Source organism: Pseudomonas sp. S2_E02 (assembly GCF_054668355.1).
In genome coordinates this window covers 3,789,669-3,807,004 of record NZ_CP162761.1, presented here as the reverse complement: position 1 = coordinate 3,807,004, position 17,336 = coordinate 3,789,669, and the positions used below count along the sequence as shown (strand labels likewise).

The window sequence follows — 17,336 nt, the reverse complement described above, 5'->3', positions numbered from 1 at the left end:
TTGCTTCAGTTCATCGAAGCCAGAAGGAAGTTGAAAAAGAGGTGTTGACAGCAGCGTGTAACGCTGTAGAATTCGCCTCCCGCTGACGAGAGATCGGAAGCGCAAGTGGTTGAAGTTGTTGAAGAATTCTTCGAAAACTTCTGAAAATAATCACTTGACAGCAAATGAGGCTGCTGTAGAATGCGCGCCTCGGTTGAGACGAAAGATCTTAACCAACCGCTCTTTAACAACTGAATCAAGCAATTCGTGTGGGTGCTTGTGGAGTCAGACTGATAGTCAACAAGATTATCAGCATCACAAGTTACTCCGCGAGAAATCAAAGATGTAACCAACGATTGCTGAGCCAAGTTTAGGGTTTCTTAAAAACCCAAAGATGTTTGAACTGAAGAGTTTGATCATGGCTCAGATTGAACGCTGGCGGCAGGCCTAACACATGCAAGTCGAGCGGATGAGAGGAGCTTGCTCCTGGATTCAGCGGCGGACGGGTGAGTAATGCCTAGGAATCTGCCTGGTAGTGGGGGACAACGTTTCGAAAGGAACGCTAATACCGCATACGTCCTACGGGAGAAAGCAGGGGACCTTCGGGCCTTGCGCTATCAGATGAGCCTAGGTCGGATTAGCTAGTTGGTGAGGTAATGGCTCACCAAGGCGACGATCCGTAACTGGTCTGAGAGGATGATCAGTCACACTGGAACTGAGACACGGTCCAGACTCCTACGGGAGGCAGCAGTGGGGAATATTGGACAATGGGCGAAAGCCTGATCCAGCCATGCCGCGTGTGTGAAGAAGGTCTTCGGATTGTAAAGCACTTTAAGTTGGGAGGAAGGGCAGTAACTTAATACGTTGCTGTTTTGACGTTACCGACAGAATAAGCACCGGCTAACTCTGTGCCAGCAGCCGCGGTAATACAGAGGGTGCAAGCGTTAATCGGAATTACTGGGCGTAAAGCGCGCGTAGGTGGTTCGTTAAGTTGGATGTGAAATCCCCGGGCTCAACCTGGGAACTGCATTCAAAACTGTCGAGCTAGAGTATGGTAGAGGGTGGTGGAATTTCCTGTGTAGCGGTGAAATGCGTAGATATAGGAAGGAACACCAGTGGCGAAGGCGACCACCTGGACTGATACTGACACTGAGGTGCGAAAGCGTGGGGAGCAAACAGGATTAGATACCCTGGTAGTCCACGCCGTAAACGATGTCAACTAGCCGTTGGGAGCCTTGAGCTCTTAGTGGCGCAGCTAACGCATTAAGTTGACCGCCTGGGGAGTACGGCCGCAAGGTTAAAACTCAAATGAATTGACGGGGGCCCGCACAAGCGGTGGAGCATGTGGTTTAATTCGAAGCAACGCGAAGAACCTTACCAGGCCTTGACATCCAATGAACTTTCCAGAGATGGATTGGTGCCTTCGGGAACATTGAGACAGGTGCTGCATGGCTGTCGTCAGCTCGTGTCGTGAGATGTTGGGTTAAGTCCCGTAACGAGCGCAACCCTTGTCCTTAGTTACCAGCACGTTATGGTGGGCACTCTAAGGAGACTGCCGGTGACAAACCGGAGGAAGGTGGGGATGACGTCAAGTCATCATGGCCCTTACGGCCTGGGCTACACACGTGCTACAATGGTCGGTACAAAGGGTTGCCAAGCCGCGAGGTGGAGCTAATCCCATAAAACCGATCGTAGTCCGGATCGCAGTCTGCAACTCGACTGCGTGAAGTCGGAATCGCTAGTAATCGTGAATCAGAATGTCACGGTGAATACGTTCCCGGGCCTTGTACACACCGCCCGTCACACCATGGGAGTGGGTTGCACCAGAAGTAGCTAGTCTAACCTTCGGGAGGACGGTTACCACGGTGTGATTCATGACTGGGGTGAAGTCGTAACAAGGTAGCCGTAGGGGAACCTGCGGCTGGATCACCTCCTTAATCGACGACATCAGCTGCTCCATAAGTTCCCACACGAATTGCTTGATTCATTGAAGAAGACGAAAGAAGCAGCCCGAAATTGGGTCTGTAGCTCAGTTGGTTAGAGCGCACCCCTGATAAGGGTGAGGTCGGCAGTTCGAATCTGCCCAGACCCACCAATTTTGTGTGGGAAACGCCTGTAGAAATACGGGGCCATAGCTCAGCTGGGAGAGCGCCTGCCTTGCACGCAGGAGGTCAACGGTTCGATCCCGTTTGGCTCCACCACTACTGCTTCTCTTGTGTAAAGCTTAGAAATGAGCATTCCATCATGATGATGGTGAATGTTGATTTCTAGTCTTTGACTAGTTCGTTCTTTAAAAATTTGGGTATGTGATAGAAAGATAGACTGAACGTTACTTTCACTGGTAACGGATCAGGCTAAGGTAAAATTTGTGAGTTCTCTTAATTGAGAAATTCGAATTTTCGGCGAATGTCGTCTTCACAGTATAACCAGATTGCTTGGGGTTATATGGTCAAGTGAAGAAGCGCATACGGTGGATGCCTTGGCAGTCAGAGGCGATGAAAGACGTGGTAGCCTGCGAAAAGCTTCGGGGAGTCGGCAAACAGACTTTGATCCGGAGATGTCTGAATGGGGGAACCCAGCCATCATAAGATGGTTATCTTGTACTGAATACATAGGTGCAAGAGGCGAACCAGGGGAACTGAAACATCTAAGTACCCTGAGGAAAAGAAATCAACCGAGATTCCCTTAGTAGTGGCGAGCGAACGGGGACTAGCCCTTAAGTGGCTTTGAGATTAGCGGAACGCTCTGGAAAGTGCGGCCATAGTGGGTGATAGCCCTGTACGCGAAAATCTCTTAGTCATGAAATCGAGTAGGACGGAGCACGAGAAACTTTGTCTGAATATGGGGGGACCATCCTCCAAGGCTAAATACTACTGACTGACCGATAGTGAACTAGTACCGTGAGGGAAAGGCGAAAAGAACCCCGGAGAGGGGAGTGAAATAGATCCTGAAACCGTATGCGTACAAGCAGTGGGAGCAGACTTTGTTCTGTGACTGCGTACCTTTTGTATAATGGGTCAGCGACTTATTTTCAGTGGCGAGCTTAACCGAATAGGGGAGGCGTAGCGAAAGCGAGTCTTAATAGGGCGTCTAGTCGCTGGGAATAGACCCGAAACCGGGCGATCTATCCATGGGCAGGTTGAAGGTTGGGTAACACTAACTGGAGGACCGAACCGACTACCGTTGAAAAGTTAGCGGATGACCTGTGGATCGGAGTGAAAGGCTAATCAAGCTCGGAGATAGCTGGTTCTCCTCGAAAGCTATTTAGGTAGCGCCTCATGTATCACTGTAGGGGGTAGAGCACTGTTTCGGCTAGGGGGTCATCCCGACTTACCAAACCGATGCAAACTCCGAATACCTACAAGTGCCGAGCATGGGAGACACACGGCGGGTGCTAACGTCCGTCGTGAAAAGGGAAACAACCCAGACCGTCAGCTAAGGTCCCAAAGTTATGGTTAAGTGGGAAACGATGTGGGAAGGCTTAGACAGCTAGGAGGTTGGCTTAGAAGCAGCCACCCTTTAAAGAAAGCGTAATAGCTCACTAGTCGAGTCGGCCTGCGCGGAAGATGTAACGGGGCTCAAACCATACACCGAAGCTACGGGTATCACCTTCGGGTGATGCGGTAGAGGAGCGTTCTGTAAGCCTGTGAAGGTGAGTTGAGAAGCTTGCTGGAGGTATCAGAAGTGCGAATGCTGACATGAGTAACGACAATGGGTGTGAAAAACACCCACGCCGAAAGACCAAGGTTTCCTGCGCAACGTTAATCGACGCAGGGTTAGTCGGTCCCTAAGGCGAGGCTGAAAAGCGTAGTCGATGGAAAACAGGTTAATATTCCTGTACTTCTGGTTATTGCGATGGAGGGACGGAGAAGGCTAGGCCAGCTTGGCGTTGGTTGTCCAAGTTTAAGGTGGTAGGCTGAGATCTTAGGTAAATCCGGGATCTTAAGGCCGAGAGCTGATGACGAGTGTTCTTTTAGAACACGAAGTGGTTGATGCCATGCTTCCAAGAAAAGCTTCTAAGCTTCAGGTAACCAGGAACCGTACCCCAAACCGACACAGGTGGTTGGGTAGAGAATACCAAGGCGCTTGAGAGAACTCGGGTGAAGGAACTAGGCAAAATGGCACCGTAACTTCGGGAGAAGGTGCGCCGGTGAGGGTGAAGGACTTGCTCCGTAAGCTCATGCCGGTCGAAGATACCAGGCCGCTGCGACTGTTTATTAAAAACACAGCACTCTGCAAACACGAAAGTGGACGTATAGGGTGTGACGCCTGCCCGGTGCCGGAAGGTTAATTGATGGGGTTAGCTAACGCGAAGCTCTTGATCGAAGCCCCGGTAAACGGCGGCCGTAACTATAACGGTCCTAAGGTAGCGAAATTCCTTGTCGGGTAAGTTCCGACCTGCACGAATGGCGTAACGATGGCGGCGCTGTCTCCACCCGAGACTCAGTGAAATTGAAATCGCTGTGAAGATGCAGTGTATCCGCGGCTAGACGGAAAGACCCCGTGAACCTTTACTATAGCTTTGCACTGGACTTTGAATTTGCTTGTGTAGGATAGGTGGGAGGCTTTGAAGCGTGGACGCCAGTTCGCGTGGAGCCATCCTTGAAATACCACCCTGGCAACTTTGAGGTTCTAACTCAGGTCCGTTATCCGGATCGAGGACAGTGTATGGTGGGTAGTTTGACTGGGGCGGTCTCCTCCTAAAGAGTAACGGAGGAGTACGAAGGTGCGCTCAGACCGGTCGGAAATCGGTCGTAGAGTATAAAGGCAAAAGCGCGCTTGACTGCGAGACAGACACGTCGAGCAGGTACGAAAGTAGGTCTTAGTGATCCGGTGGTTCTGTATGGAAGGGCCATCGCTCAACGGATAAAAGGTACTCCGGGGATAACAGGCTGATACCGCCCAAGAGTTCATATCGACGGCGGTGTTTGGCACCTCGATGTCGGCTCATCACATCCTGGGGCTGAAGCCGGTCCCAAGGGTATGGCTGTTCGCCATTTAAAGTGGTACGCGAGCTGGGTTTAGAACGTCGTGAGACAGTTCGGTCCCTATCTGCCGTGGACGTTTGAGATTTGAGAGGGGCTGCTCCTAGTACGAGAGGACCGGAGTGGACGAACCTCTGGTGTTCCGGTTGTCACGCCAGTGGCATTGCCGGGTAGCTATGTTCGGGAAAGATAACCGCTGAAAGCATCTAAGCGGGAAACTTGCCTCAAGATGAGATCTCACTGGAACCTTGAGTTCCCTGAAGGGCCGTCGAAGACTACGACGTTGATAGGTTGGGTGTGTAAGCGCTGTGAGGCGTTGAGCTAACCAATACTAATTGCCCGTGAGGCTTGACCATATAACACCCAAGCAATTTGCGTCGAAGAGACCAGATTGCGGTGTGTGAAGACGAAACGAACCGAAAGTTCGATGTTCACAAACACCGAAAGCTGTCACATACCCAATTTGCTGAAGCGAGGCCACAAGGTCACGAGTCAGTACCCGAATTTCTTGACGACCATAGAGCGTTGGAACCACCTGATCCCATCCCGAACTCAGCAGTGAAACGATGCATCGCCGATGGTAGTGTGGGGTTTCCCCATGTGAGAGTAGGTCATCGTCAAGATTAAATTCCGAAACCCCAATTGCGAAAGCAGTTGGGGTTTTGTTTTGCCCGCAGGAAAAGCATCTGCTTGATTTCTATGCAACAGCCCGGGTCATGGATATTATTCGGGCCTCATTGTGAGGGCGAGACCTGCATGTTGACGTTGTTGAACCTCCTGAAAGATGGCCGATTCCATTCTGGTCAGGATCTTGGCGCCGCCTTGGGAATAAGTCGAAGTGCGGTATGGAAACAGCTTCAGCATCTTGAGGCTGAGCTTGGCTTGTCCATTCATAAAGTGCGAGGACGAGGCTATCAATTGGCTGTTCCATTGACGCTACTCGACTCTCGAGCAATATCGGCAATGGCGCCAGATTGGCCGGTGATGGTCTTGGATTCGGTCGACTCGACAAACGCTGAGGCCTTGCGGGCGATTGGCCAAGGTAGTTTGGCGCCCTTTTTGGTGCTCGCGGAACGCCAAGTCTCTGGTCGTGGGCGAAGAGGTCGCAAGTGGGTAAGTCCCTTTGCAGAGAATCTTTATTACAGCCTTGTCCTGCGTATTGATGGTGGAATGCGCCAGCTCGAGGGCTTGAGTCTTGTTGTTGGGTTGGCTGTCTTGCAGACTCTGAGAAATTTTGGAGTGCCAGGTGCGGGATTGAAGTGGCCCAACGATGTCTTGGTGGGTAACAAGAAGATTGCCGGCATTCTCCTTGAACTCGTTGGTGATCCGGCAGATGTTTGCCATGTGGTGCTGGGTATTGGTGTAAATGTGAACATGCAAGTGGCTGATGAAGTTGGCCAGCAATGGACTTCGATTCGGCTTGAGTCAGGTAGGAGTACTGACCGTAACTCCCTGGTGGCAGAACTTAGTAAGCAGTTAAGTGTTTATATCCGGCGCCATCAAGTGGATGGTTTTTCGGCTCTCCAGGCGGAATGGGAGGCGAACCATTTGTGGCAGGATCGCTCTGTGTCATTGATTGCGGGTTCCAGTCAGATAGATGGTGTTGTGCTCGGAATCGATAGTCAGGGTGCGCTGCGCCTGAAGGTGGATGGTGTGGAAAAAGTCTTTAGTGGTGGTGAGCTCAGCCTGAGGTTGCGTGATGATTCTTGAGCTCGACTGTGGGAACAGCTTCATTAAGTGGCGAGTACTGAAGGCTGCACTTGGCGCTGTCTTTTCCGAAGGGGTTGTCGACTCTGATCTCGCATTGCTAGACAGTTTGAAAGCTCTCAATGGGCTTGAGCTTCGTAAGTGCCGCGTGGTCAGTGTCAGGACTGCGGAGGAGACTGATGCCTTGATCGCTATTATCGAGCGTGAGTTTGGTATTTCGGTGGTGTGCGCGAAGCCCGCACGTGAAATGTCCGGTGTCAAAAACGGTTATGAAGAGTACGAGCGTCTAGGGCTGGATCGATGGCTGGCCATGCTTGGCGGGTTTCATCTCGCATCAGGCGGCGCTTGCCTGGTGCTTGATTTCGGTACGGCAGTGACTGCAGATTTTATTGCTGCGGGTGGTAAGCATCTTGGTGGTTTTATTTGCCCCGGAATGCCTTTGATGCGAAATCAGTTGCGTACGCATACCCGTAAGATTCGCTATGGAGATCTGGCGGCTGAGCGCGCGCTGTCAAGCAATGCGCCTGGGCGGACCACTGCTGAGGCGGTGGAGCGCGGGTGTTCATTGATGTTGCGAGGTTTCGTATTGACACAGTTGGAACTGGCGCGCTCTTACTGGAGAGAAGACTTCGCAGTCTTTATAACTGGGGGGGATGCTGAATTGGTTGCAGCTGTCGCCCCTGAGGCCCGAGTCGTTCCTGACCTGGTGTTTGTGGGGCTGGCTATGGCGTGTCCTTTTTCCTGAGGTTTGTATGCGTTGGTTGTTCCTCCTGCTTCTTGTTCTTAATGTTTTCTATTATGTCTGGCATCAGCAGGAGGCGCCCTTGCGGGCGAAGGATGTAACGCCTCTTAGTTTGTATCGAGGTTCCCAGCAAGACATTCGCTTGCTCAGTGAAACGACGAGCAATGTTCGAGAGGGGCAGGGAGGGCGTCGGCAAGAGTGTCTGTTCCTTGGTGGTTTTTCTCGACAGGAGTCGATTACGGCGCTCCAGCAGCGTTTGGCTGAAATGGGAGTCGATGTAAAATCTTCGTCGAGGGATTCTTCTGGGGCTGGTTATTGGTTGTCTGTTTCGCCTCAGGGCCAGCGTTTGCTGGGGGATGCCCAGCTCCAAAACCTTTCCAACGAATTCAATGAGTTAAAACATAAAATAATGCTGTGTGAGGGGGTTGCACCTACTGAATAGTTTGCATAGAATGGCGCCCGCTCCACAGCGAAGACCTAAGTAGGGATTCAAAATGAAGCGATGTCAACGCAGCTAACCTCAGGTTTTTAAATGAGAAAATGCTTGACAGGGGTTTGGCATAGTATAGAATGCCGGCCTGATTAGGAGGGGTTCCCGAGCGGCCAAAGGGATCAGACTGTAAATCTGACGTCTACGACTTCGAAGGTTCGAATCCTTCTCCCTCCACCAGATTTAAGCGTGAGCTGCAGGCTCCGCGGGTATAGTTTAGTGGTAGAACCTCAGCCTTCCAAGCTGATGATGCGGGTTCGATTCCCGCTACCCGCTCCAAGTTTGCAGGTTGTGCAAAGTGTTTTGCTCTTGTAGCTCAGTTGGTAGAGCACACCCTTGGTAAGGGTGAGGTCAGCGGTTCAAATCCGCTCAAGAGCTCCATATAACAAGGCAGATATGAAAATATCTGCCTTTGTTTTAATGGCTGATATTGTTTGTCTAATTTCTTCTGTTGAGGGTGATATCGATGGCTAAGGAAAAATTTGATCGTTCCCTGCCCCACGTCAACGTTGGGACCATTGGTCACGTTGACCACGGTAAAACCACTCTGACTGCTGCTCTGACTCGCGTTTGCTCGGAAGTTTTCGGTTCCGCAATCGTTGACTTCGACAAGATCGACAGCGCACCAGAAGAAAAAGCTCGCGGTATCACCATCAACACCGCACATGTTGAGTACAACTCGAAGATCCGTCACTACGCTCACGTTGACTGCCCAGGTCACGCTGACTATGTGAAGAACATGATCACCGGTGCTGCTCAGATGGACGGCGCTATTCTGGTTTGCTCGGCCGCTGATGGTCCGATGCCACAAACCCGTGAGCACATCCTGCTGTCCCGTCAGGTAGGCGTTCCGTACATCGTGGTTTTCCTGAACAAGGCTGACCTGGTAGACGACGCAGAGCTGCTGGAACTGGTTGAGATGGAAGTTCGTGACCTGCTGTCCACCTACGACTTCCCGGGCGATGACACTCCAATCATCATCGGTTCGGCTCGTATGGCTCTGGAAGGCAAAGACGACAACGAGATGGGCACCACTGCCGTCAAGAAACTGGTTGAGACTCTGGATGCTTACATCCCAGAACCAGTTCGTATGATCGACAAGCCATTCCTGATGCCAATCGAAGACGTATTCTCGATCTCGGGTCGCGGTACTGTTGTGACTGGTCGTATCGAGCGCGGTATCGTTCGCGTTCAGGATCCGCTGGAAATCGTTGGTCTGCGTGACACCACCGTTACTACTTGCACCGGTGTTGAAATGTTCCGCAAGCTGCTCGACGAAGGTCGTGCTGGCGAGAACTGCGGCGTTCTGCTGCGTGGTACCAAGCGTGACGACGTTGAGCGTGGTCAGGTTCTGGTTAAGCCGGGTTCGGTTAAGCCGCACACCAAGTTCACCGCAGAAGTTTACGTTCTGAGCAAGGAAGAAGGCGGTCGTCACACTCCGTTCTTCAAAGGCTACCGTCCACAGTTCTACTTCCGTACTACTGACGTGACTGGTAACTGCGAGCTGCCAGAAGGCGTTGAAATGGTAATGCCAGGTGACAACATTCAGATGACTGTTACCCTGATCAAAACCATCGCGATGGAAGACGGTCTGCGTTTCGCTATCCGTGAAGGCGGTCGTACCGTCGGCGCTGGCGTCGTGGCTAAAATCATCGAGTAAGTAGTTGTAATGTATTTTTCGGGCCGGCATAATGGTCGGCCTGATTTTGTTTTAGGTCAGTAGCTCAATTGGCAGAGCGACGGTCTCCAAAACCGTAGGTTGGGGGTTCGATTCCCTCCTGACCTGCCAGATTCACTTGGTGTGTCTGGCTTTCTTTTCACAGGATCTTCATAGATGACTCCTAAAGCTGAAGCTCAAGGCTCTCGCTTCGATCTGCTCAAGTGGCTTGTAGTTGTCGCTTTGGTGGTTGTTGGCGTTGTTGGCAATCAGTATTACTCTGCTTCGCCGATCCTGTACCGTGTACTCGCTTTGCTTGCCATTGCTGCTGTAGCTGCCTTTGTAGGTCTGCAGACTGCTAAGGGCAAGTCTTTCTTTGTACTCGTTAAGGAAGCTCGCACCGAGATTCGTAAAGTCGTGTGGCCAACTCGCCAAGAAACCACGCAGACCACCCTGATTGTGGTGGCTGTTGTTCTGGTTATGGCGTTGCTGTTGTGGGGGCTTGATTCCCTGCTCGGCTGGCTTGTTTCCTTGATTGTCGGCTAAGGGTGTCCCGTGGCTAAGCGTTGGTATGTTGTGCATGCTTACTCGGGTTACGAGAAGCATGTGATGCGCTCGCTGATCGAGCGCGTAAAGCTGGCTGGCATGGAAGATGGCTTCGGCGAGATTCTGGTTCCCACTGAAGAAGTGGTTGAAATGCGCAATGGCCAGAAGCGCAAAAGCGAACGTAAGTTCTTTCCAGGCTATGTGCTGGTTCAGATGGATATGAACGAGGGTACTTGGCACTTGGTCAAGGATACTCCTCGGGTGATGGGTTTCATCGGCGGTACCGCTGATAAGCCTGCGCCGATCACCGATAAAGAGGCGGAAGCAATTCTGCGTCGCGTCGCTGATGGTAGCGACAAGCCTAAGCCGAAGACTCTCTTCGAGCCAGGTGAAACGGTGCGAGTCAATGACGGTCCATTTGCTGATTTCAATGGCGTTGTTGAAGAAGTTAACTACGAAAAGAGCCGGATCCAAGTGGCAGTGCTCATTTTCGGTCGCTCTACCCCGGTAGAGTTGGAGTTCAGTCAGGTCGAAAAGGTCTAACTGGACAAGCATCCCAACCCCGCAGCCCTAGGCTGTGGGGTTTTGTCGTCACTGGGATAAACGCGCAAGTAACCGGGGAGCCTTCCGAGGCGTTCGAACCCGTAATTGGAGTGCCTCATGGCCAAGAAAATTACCGCTTACATCAAGCTGCAAGTGAAGGCCGCTCAGGCTAACCCAAGCCCACCTGTTGGTCCTGCTCTGGGTCAGCACGGCGTGAACATCATGGAATTCTGCAAGGCTTTCAACGCCCGTACTCAGGGTCTTGAAGCAGGTCTGCCGACTCCAGTGATCATCACTGTCTACAGCGACCGTAGTTTCACTTTCGAAACCAAATCCACCCCTGCTTCGGTTCTGCTGAAGAAGGCGGCCGGTCTGACCAGCGGTTCCGCTCGTCCGAACACCGTTAAGGTTGGCACTGTTACCCGTGCTCAGCTGGAAGAAATCGCGAAAACCAAAAACGCGGATCTGACTGCAGCTGATATGGATGCAGCCGTGCGTACTATCGCCGGTTCTGCTCGTAGCATGGGCCTTAACGTGGAGGGTGTGTAATGGCTAAGCTGACCAAGCGTCAAAAGGCTATCGCCGGCAAAATCGAAGCAGGCAAGGCCTACAACATTGTAGACGCCGCTGCTCTGCTGGCTGAGCTGTCGACTGTCAAGTTCAGCGAGTCGTTCGACGTTGCTGTAAACCTGGGTGTAGACCCGCGTAAATCCGACCAGGTTGTTCGTAGCGCTACTGTGCTGCCACACGGCACTGGCAAGACCGTTCGCGTTGCTGTGTTCACCCAGGGTCCAGCTGCTGAGGCCGCTCTGGCTGCCGGCGCTGACCGTGTAGGTATGGACGACCTGGCTGCCGAAATGAAAGGCGGCGACCTGAACTATGACGTAGTGATCGCATCCCCGGATGCAATGCGCGTTGTAGGTCAACTGGGTCAGATCCTCGGTCCACGTGGTCTGATGCCTAACCCTAAGGTTGGTACCGTAACTCCAGACGTAGCTACCGCGGTTAAAAACGCTAAAGCTGGTCAGGTTCGTTATCGCACCGACAAAAACGGCATCATTCACACCTCCGTTGGCAAGATGGGCTTCGACGCCGTCAAGCTGAAGGAAAACGTTGAAGCCCTGATCGCTGATCTGAAGCGTATCAAGCCAGCTTCTTCGAAAGGTATCTATGTCAAGCGCGTTACCCTGAGCACCACTATGGGCCCAGGTCTGGTTATCGATCAGAGCTCGCTGGACGCGTAAGACAAAGGTTGGCGCGATTGTTCGCGCCAATCGAAAGATTGGGGTCCCTGCCTGGCGGGGGCTATCCAAGACCGTAGGCGACGCAAGTCTTAAACCATAAGCCTACGCAGATGGTGCTCCCGGTTCCTTACCGAATCAGACACCAAAACGACATTCGGTTTCGATCGAATGAAACGGTAACAAGCAGGAGTTAAACCCGTGGCAATTAATCTCGAAGACAAGAAGGCCATCGTCGCTGAAGTCAACGAGGCTGCCAAAGTCGCTCTGTCCGCTGTCGTGGTTGATGCACGTGGCGTAACAGTAGGCGCAATGACCGGACTCCGTAAAGAGGCTCGTGAAGCTGGCGTTTACGTACGTGTTGTACGTAACACCCTGCTCAAGCGCGCTGTTGCTGACACTCAATACAGTGTCCTCAACGACGTGTTCACCGGCCCGACCCTGATTGCATTCTCGAACGAACATCCGGGCGCTGCTGCCCGTATCTTCAAAGAGTTTGCCAAGGGTCAGGACAAGTTCGAGATCAAGGCAGCTGCGTTCGAGGGCAAGTTCCTCGCAGCTAACCAAATCGACGTACTGGCAACTCTGCCGACCCGTGACGAAGCAATTTCTCAGCTGATGAGCGTGATTCAAGGCGCTACCAGCAAATTGGCTCGTACTCTGGCGGCAATTCGCGACCAGAAAGAAGCTGCTGCAGCCTAAGGCTCGTCAACTTCTCGCGTTTTTTGTTTTTTTCGATGGTCGCGTAGGCCGTCCCCCAATTCAGGAATTAGATTCATGTCTATCTCTCAAAACGATATCCTTGAAGCCGTTGGCAACATGTCCGTAATGGAAGTTGTTGAACTGATCAAAGCTTTCGAAGAAAAATTCGGCGTTACCGCTGCTGCTGCTTCGGCTGGTCCAGCTGCTGCTGCCGCTGTTGTTGAAGAGCAAACCGAGTTCAACGTTGTTCTGCTGGAAGCTGGCGAGAAGAAGGTTAACGTGATCAAGGCAGTTCGTGAACTGACTGGTCTGGGCCTGAAAGAAGCCAAAGAGAAAGTAGACGGCGCTCCTCAGGTTGTAGCTGAAGGCGTTTCGAAAGAAGCTGCTGAAGACGCCAAGAAGAAGCTGGAAGAAGCAGGCGCTAAAGTCGAGCTGAAATAAGTATCGACTTTGCTCCTCCAGCCCGAGCGTCAAGCGACAGGCTGATGGCTGGTGGCTCTTGCCACCGGCCTTTTTCCGTTATTGGCAGCCGACTGGGTCGGTGCTGATAAGGGCGCTGTAACCACCCGATGCGGTGGAGCAAACCATGGGGTTTGCACGATTTTCTGGCTGCTCCCGTCGGGAGGGGCCAAACAAGCAGGTGACCAAGCTGGGGAACGCTGATGGCTTACTCATATACTGAGAAAAAACGTATCCGCAAGGACTTTAGCAAGTTGCCGGACGTCATGGATGTGCCTTACCTCCTGGCCATCCAGCTGGATTCGTATCGTGAATTCTTGCAAGCGGGAGCGACTAAAGATCAGTTCCGCGACGTGGGCCTGCATGCGGCCTTCAAATCCGTTTTCCCGATCATCAGCTACTCCGGCAATGCTGCGCTGGAGTACGTCGGTTATCGCCTGGGCGAACCGGCATTTGATGTCAAAGAATGCGTATTGCGCGGTGTAACTTTCGCCGTACCTTTGCGGGTAAAAGTGCGCCTGATCATTTTCGACAAAGAATCGTCGAACAAAGCGATCAAGGACATCAAAGAGCAAGAAGTCTACATGGGTGAAATCCCCCTGATGACTGAGAACGGTACCTTCGTAATCAATGGTACCGAGCGTGTAATCGTTTCCCAGCTGCACCGTTCCCCGGGCGTGTTCTTCGACCACGACCGCGGCAAGACGCATAGCTCCGGCAAACTGCTGTACTCCGCGCGCATCATTCCTTACCGCGGTTCGTGGCTGGACTTCGAGTTCGATCCGAAAGACTGCGTGTTCGTGCGTATCGACCGTCGTCGCAAGCTGCCGGCATCGGTACTGCTGCGCGCGCTCGGCTATACCACTGAAGAAGTGCTGGACGCTTTCTACACCACCAACGTTTTCCACCTGAGCGGCGAAACCCTCAGCCTGGAGCTGATTGCTTCGCGTCTGCGTGGTGAAATTGCGGTTCTGGACATTCAGGACGAGAAGGGCAAGGTCATTGTTGAAGCGGGCCGCCGTATTACCGCGCGCCACATCAACCAGATCGAAAAAGCCGGCATCAAGACTCTGGAAGTACCTCTGGACTACGTCCTGGGCCGTACTACCGCCAAGGTCATCGTGCACCCGGCTACCGGCGAAATCCTGGCAGAGTGCAACACCGAGCTGAACACTGAAGTCCTGGCAAAAATTGCCAAGGCTGGTGTTGTTCGCATCGAAACGCTGTACACCAACGATATCGACTGCGGTCCGTTCGTCTCCGACACGCTGAAGATCGACTCCACCAGCAACCAATTGGAAGCGCTGGTCGAGATCTATCGCATGATGCGTCCAGGCGAGCCGCCAACCAAAGACGCTGCCGAAACCCTGTTCAACAACCTGTTCTTCAGCCCTGAGCGTTATGACCTGTCTGCGGTCGGCCGGATGAAGTTCAACCGTCGTATCGGTCGTACCGAGATCGAAGGTTCGGGCGTGCTGTGCAAGGAAGACATCGTCGCGGTATTGAAGACTCTGGTCGACATCCGTAACGGTAAAGGCATCGTCGATGACATCGACCACCTGGGTAACCGTCGTGTTCGCTGCGTAGGCGAAATGGCCGAGAACCAGTTCCGCGTTGGCCTGGTACGTGTTGAGCGTGCGGTCAAAGAGCGTCTGTCGATGGCTGAAAGCGAAGGCCTGATGCCGCAGGACCTGATCAACGCCAAGCCAGTGGCTGCAGCGGTGAAAGAGTTCTTCGGCTCCAGCCAGCTCTCGCAGTTCATGGACCAGAACAACCCGCTGTCCGAGATCACCCACAAGCGTCGTGTCTCTGCACTCGGCCCTGGCGGTCTGACTCGTGAGCGCGCAGGCTTTGAAGTCCGTGACGTACACCCGACTCACTACGGTCGTGTATGCCCGATTGAAACGCCGGAAGGTCCGAACATCGGTCTGATCAACTCCTTGGCTGCTTACGCTCGCACCAACCAGTACGGCTTCCTGGAAAGCCCGTACCGCGTGGTGAAAGAGGGTGTGGTCACCGACGAGATCGTGTTCCTGTCCGCTATTGAAGAAGCCGATCACGTGATCGCGCAGGCTTCGGCGACCATGAATGACCAGAAAGTCCTGATCGACGAACTGGTAGCCGTACGTCACCTGAACGAATTCACCGTTAAGGCGCCTGAAGAAGTCACCTTGATGGACGTTTCGCCGAAGCAAGTAGTTTCGGTTGCAGCGTCGCTGATCCCGTTCCTCGAGCACGACGACGCCAACCGTGCGTTGATGGGTTCGAACATGCAGCGTCAAGCTGTACCAACCCTGCGCGCTGACAAGCCGCTGGTAGGTACCGGCATGGAGCGTAACGTAGCCCGTGACTCCGGCGTTTGCGTCGTGGCTCGTCGTGGCGGCGTAATCGATTCCGTCGATGCCAGCCGTATCGTGGTTCGTGTTGCTGATGATGAAGTTGAAACCGGCGAAGCTGGTGTCGACATCTACAACCTGACCAAATACACCCGCTCGAACCAGAACACCTGCATCAACCAGCGTCCGCTGGTGAGCAAGGGTGATCGCGTTCAGCGTAGCGACATCATGGCCGACGGCCCGTCCACCGACATGGGTGAACTGGCACTGGGTCAGAACATGCGCATCGCGTTCATGGCATGGAACGGCTTCAACTTCGAAGACTCCATCTGCCTGTCCGAGCGTGTTGTTCAGGAAGACCGTTTCACCACGATCCACATCCAGGAACTGACCTGTGTGGCCCGTGACACCAAGCTTGGCCCAGAGGAAATCACTGCGGACATCCCTAACGTGGGTGAAGCTGCGCTGAACAAGCTGGACGAAGCCGGTATCGTTTACGTAGGTGCTGAAGTTGGCGCTGGCGACATCCTGGTAGGTAAGGTCACTCCGAAAGGCGAGACCCAGCTGACTCCGGAAGAAAAACTGCTGCGTGCGATCTTCGGTGAAAAAGCCAGCGACGTTAAAGACACCTCCCTGCGCGTGCCAACCGGCACCAAAGGTACTGTCATCGACGTACAGGTCTTCACCCGTGACGGCGTTGAGCGTGATGCTCGTGCACTGTCGATCGAGAAGTCCCAACTGGACGAGATCCGCAAGGATCTGAACGAAGAGTTCCGTATCGTTGAAGGCGCGACCTTCGAACGTCTGCGCTCCGCTCTGGTGGGCCACAAGGCTGAAGGCGGCGCCGGTCTGAAGAAGGGTCAGGACATCACCGACGAAGTACTCGACGGTCTTGAGCATGGTCAGTGGTTCAAACTGCGCATGGCTGAAGATGCTCTGAACGAGCAGCTCGAGAAGGCTCAGGCCTACATCGTTGATCGCCGCCGTCTGCTCGACGACAAGTTCGAAGACAAGAAGCGCAAACTGCAGCAGGGCGATGACCTGGCTCCAGGCGTGCTGAAAATCGTCAAGGTTTACCTGGCAATCCGTCGTCGCATCCAGCCGGGCGACAAGATGGCCGGTCGTCACGGTAACAAAGGTGTGGTCTCCGTGATCATGCCGGTTGAAGATATGCCGCACGATGCCAATGGCACCCCGGTCGACGTCGTCCTCAACCCGCTGGGCGTACCTTCGCGTATGAACGTTGGTCAGATCCTTGAAACCCACCTGGGCCTCGCGGCCAAAGGTCTGGGCGAGAAGATCAACCGGATGGTCGAAGAGCAGCGTAAAGTCGCTGAACTGCGCACCTTCCTGGACGAGATCTACAACCAGATCGGCGGTCGTAACGAAGATCTGGACAGCTTCTCCGATCAGGAAATCCTGGATCTGGCGAAGAACCTGCGTGGCGGTGTTCCAATGGCCACTCCAGTGTTCGACGGCGCCAAGGAAAGCGAAATCAAGGCCATGCTGAAACTGGCAGACCTGCCGGAAAGCGGCCAGATGCAGCTGACTGATGGCCGTACCGGCAACAAGTTCGAGCGTCCAGTTACCGTTGGCTACATGTACATGCTGAAGCTGAACCACTTGGTAGACGACAAGATGCACGCGCGTTCTACCGGTTCGTACAGCCTGGTTACCCAGCAGCCGCTGGGTGGTAAGGCGCAGTTCGGTGGTCAGCGTTTCGGGGAGATGGAGGTCTGGGCACTGGAAGCATACGGTGCTGCTTACACTCTGCAAGAAATGCTCACAGTGAAGTCGGACGATGTGAACGGCCGTACCAAGATGTACAAAAACATCGTGGATGGCGATCACCGTATGGAGCCGGGCATGCCCGAGTCCTTCAACGTGTTGATCAAGGAAATTCGTTCCCTCGGCATCGATATCGATCTGGAAACCGAATAACACGTGAC

At 53.3% G+C, this 17,336-nt stretch carries 11 protein-coding genes, 6 tRNA genes and 3 rRNA genes; all 20 read left to right on the top strand.

The features are described 5' to 3' along the window. Positions 1-379 precede the first annotated feature (379 nt). The 20 genes from AB4O01_RS17160 (at position 380) to rpoB (ending at position 17,328) form a co-directional block, all read left to right on the top strand. A 16S ribosomal RNA gene (locus tag AB4O01_RS17160) occupies positions 380-1,916 on the top strand. 81 nt (positions 1,917-1,997) lie between these two features. Then, positions 1,998-2,074 (top strand) — tRNA-Ile (locus AB4O01_RS17155). A gap of 30 nt (positions 2,075-2,104) precedes the next feature. Continuing rightward, positions 2,105-2,180: transfer RNA gene (locus AB4O01_RS17150), tRNA-Ala, on the top strand. A 246-nt stretch (positions 2,181-2,426) separates the two neighbouring features. Continuing rightward, positions 2,427-5,320 (top strand): 23S ribosomal RNA (locus AB4O01_RS17145). Between the two features lie 151 nt (positions 5,321-5,471). Continuing rightward, positions 5,472-5,587, top strand: a 5S ribosomal RNA gene (gene rrf / locus AB4O01_RS17140). The 16S, 23S and 5S rRNA genes sit together here with 2 tRNA genes alongside, the layout of an rRNA operon. 133 nt (positions 5,588-5,720) lie before the next feature. Continuing rightward, a complete protein-coding gene (birA, locus tag AB4O01_RS17135; RefSeq protein ID WP_460089078.1) occupies positions 5,721-6,674 on the top strand; it encodes a bifunctional biotin--[acetyl-CoA-carboxylase] ligase/biotin operon repressor BirA in 954 nt (317 codons plus the stop codon). After that, positions 6,664-7,416 (top strand): pantothenate kinase, encoded by a 753-nt coding sequence (locus AB4O01_RS17130; protein WP_460089077.1) that lies wholly within the window; start codon positions 6,664-6,666, stop codon positions 7,414-7,416. The genes birA and AB4O01_RS17130 overlap by 11 nt, the downstream gene beginning before the upstream one ends. 7 nt (positions 7,417-7,423) lie before the next feature. Further along, positions 7,424-7,855 (top strand): hypothetical protein, encoded by a 432-nt coding sequence (locus tag AB4O01_RS17125; protein WP_093434400.1) that lies wholly within the window; start codon positions 7,424-7,426, stop codon positions 7,853-7,855. A gap of 143 nt (positions 7,856-7,998) precedes the next feature. Continuing rightward, positions 7,999-8,083 (top strand) — tRNA-Tyr (locus tag AB4O01_RS17120). Positions 8,084-8,108: 25 nt separating this feature from the next. Then, positions 8,109-8,182: transfer RNA gene (locus AB4O01_RS17115), tRNA-Gly, on the top strand. Between the two features lie 26 nt (positions 8,183-8,208). Continuing rightward, a tRNA-Thr gene (locus AB4O01_RS17110) sits at positions 8,209-8,284 on the top strand. 85 nt (positions 8,285-8,369) lie between these two features. Next, complete coding sequence (gene tuf, locus AB4O01_RS17105; protein WP_064361246.1) at positions 8,370-9,563, top strand: elongation factor Tu; 1,194 nt, start codon at positions 8,370-8,372, stop codon at positions 9,561-9,563. Between the two features lie 53 nt (positions 9,564-9,616). After that, positions 9,617-9,692, top strand: a tRNA-Trp gene (locus tag AB4O01_RS17100). A 45-nt stretch (positions 9,693-9,737) separates the two neighbouring features. Next, the gene (gene secE / locus AB4O01_RS17095) at positions 9,738-10,106 is read left to right on the top strand and encodes a preprotein translocase subunit SecE (protein WP_009045851.1); all 369 of its coding nucleotides are present in this window, start codon (positions 9,738-9,740) and stop codon (positions 10,104-10,106) included. Between the two features lie 9 nt (positions 10,107-10,115). Further along, complete coding sequence (gene nusG, locus AB4O01_RS17090; RefSeq protein ID WP_007957598.1) at positions 10,116-10,649, top strand: transcription termination/antitermination protein NusG; 534 nt, start codon at positions 10,116-10,118, stop codon at positions 10,647-10,649. A 117-nt stretch (positions 10,650-10,766) separates the two neighbouring features. After that, positions 10,767-11,198, top strand: coding sequence for a 50S ribosomal protein L11 (rplK, locus tag AB4O01_RS17085; protein ID WP_003228756.1), 432 nt, complete (start codon positions 10,767-10,769; stop codon positions 11,196-11,198). Next, on the top strand, positions 11,198-11,893 hold the full coding sequence (gene rplA / locus AB4O01_RS17080; RefSeq protein ID WP_007916481.1) for a 50S ribosomal protein L1: 696 nt from the start codon (positions 11,198-11,200) through the stop codon (positions 11,891-11,893). Before rplK ends, rplA begins: the two co-directional genes overlap by 1 nt. Before the next feature lie 198 nt (positions 11,894-12,091). After that, complete coding sequence (gene rplJ / locus AB4O01_RS17075) at positions 12,092-12,592, top strand: 50S ribosomal protein L10 (RefSeq protein WP_008081912.1); 501 nt, start codon at positions 12,092-12,094, stop codon at positions 12,590-12,592. 75 nt (positions 12,593-12,667) lie between these two features. Next, the gene (rplL, locus tag AB4O01_RS17070) at positions 12,668-13,033 is read left to right on the top strand and encodes a 50S ribosomal protein L7/L12 (protein ID WP_460089076.1); all 366 of its coding nucleotides are present in this window, start codon (positions 12,668-12,670) and stop codon (positions 13,031-13,033) included. A 221-nt stretch (positions 13,034-13,254) separates the two neighbouring features. Further along, complete coding sequence (gene rpoB, locus AB4O01_RS17065) at positions 13,255-17,328, top strand: DNA-directed RNA polymerase subunit beta (RefSeq protein ID WP_093442653.1); 4,074 nt, start codon at positions 13,255-13,257, stop codon at positions 17,326-17,328. The last annotated feature ends 8 nt before the right edge of the window (positions 17,329-17,336 follow it).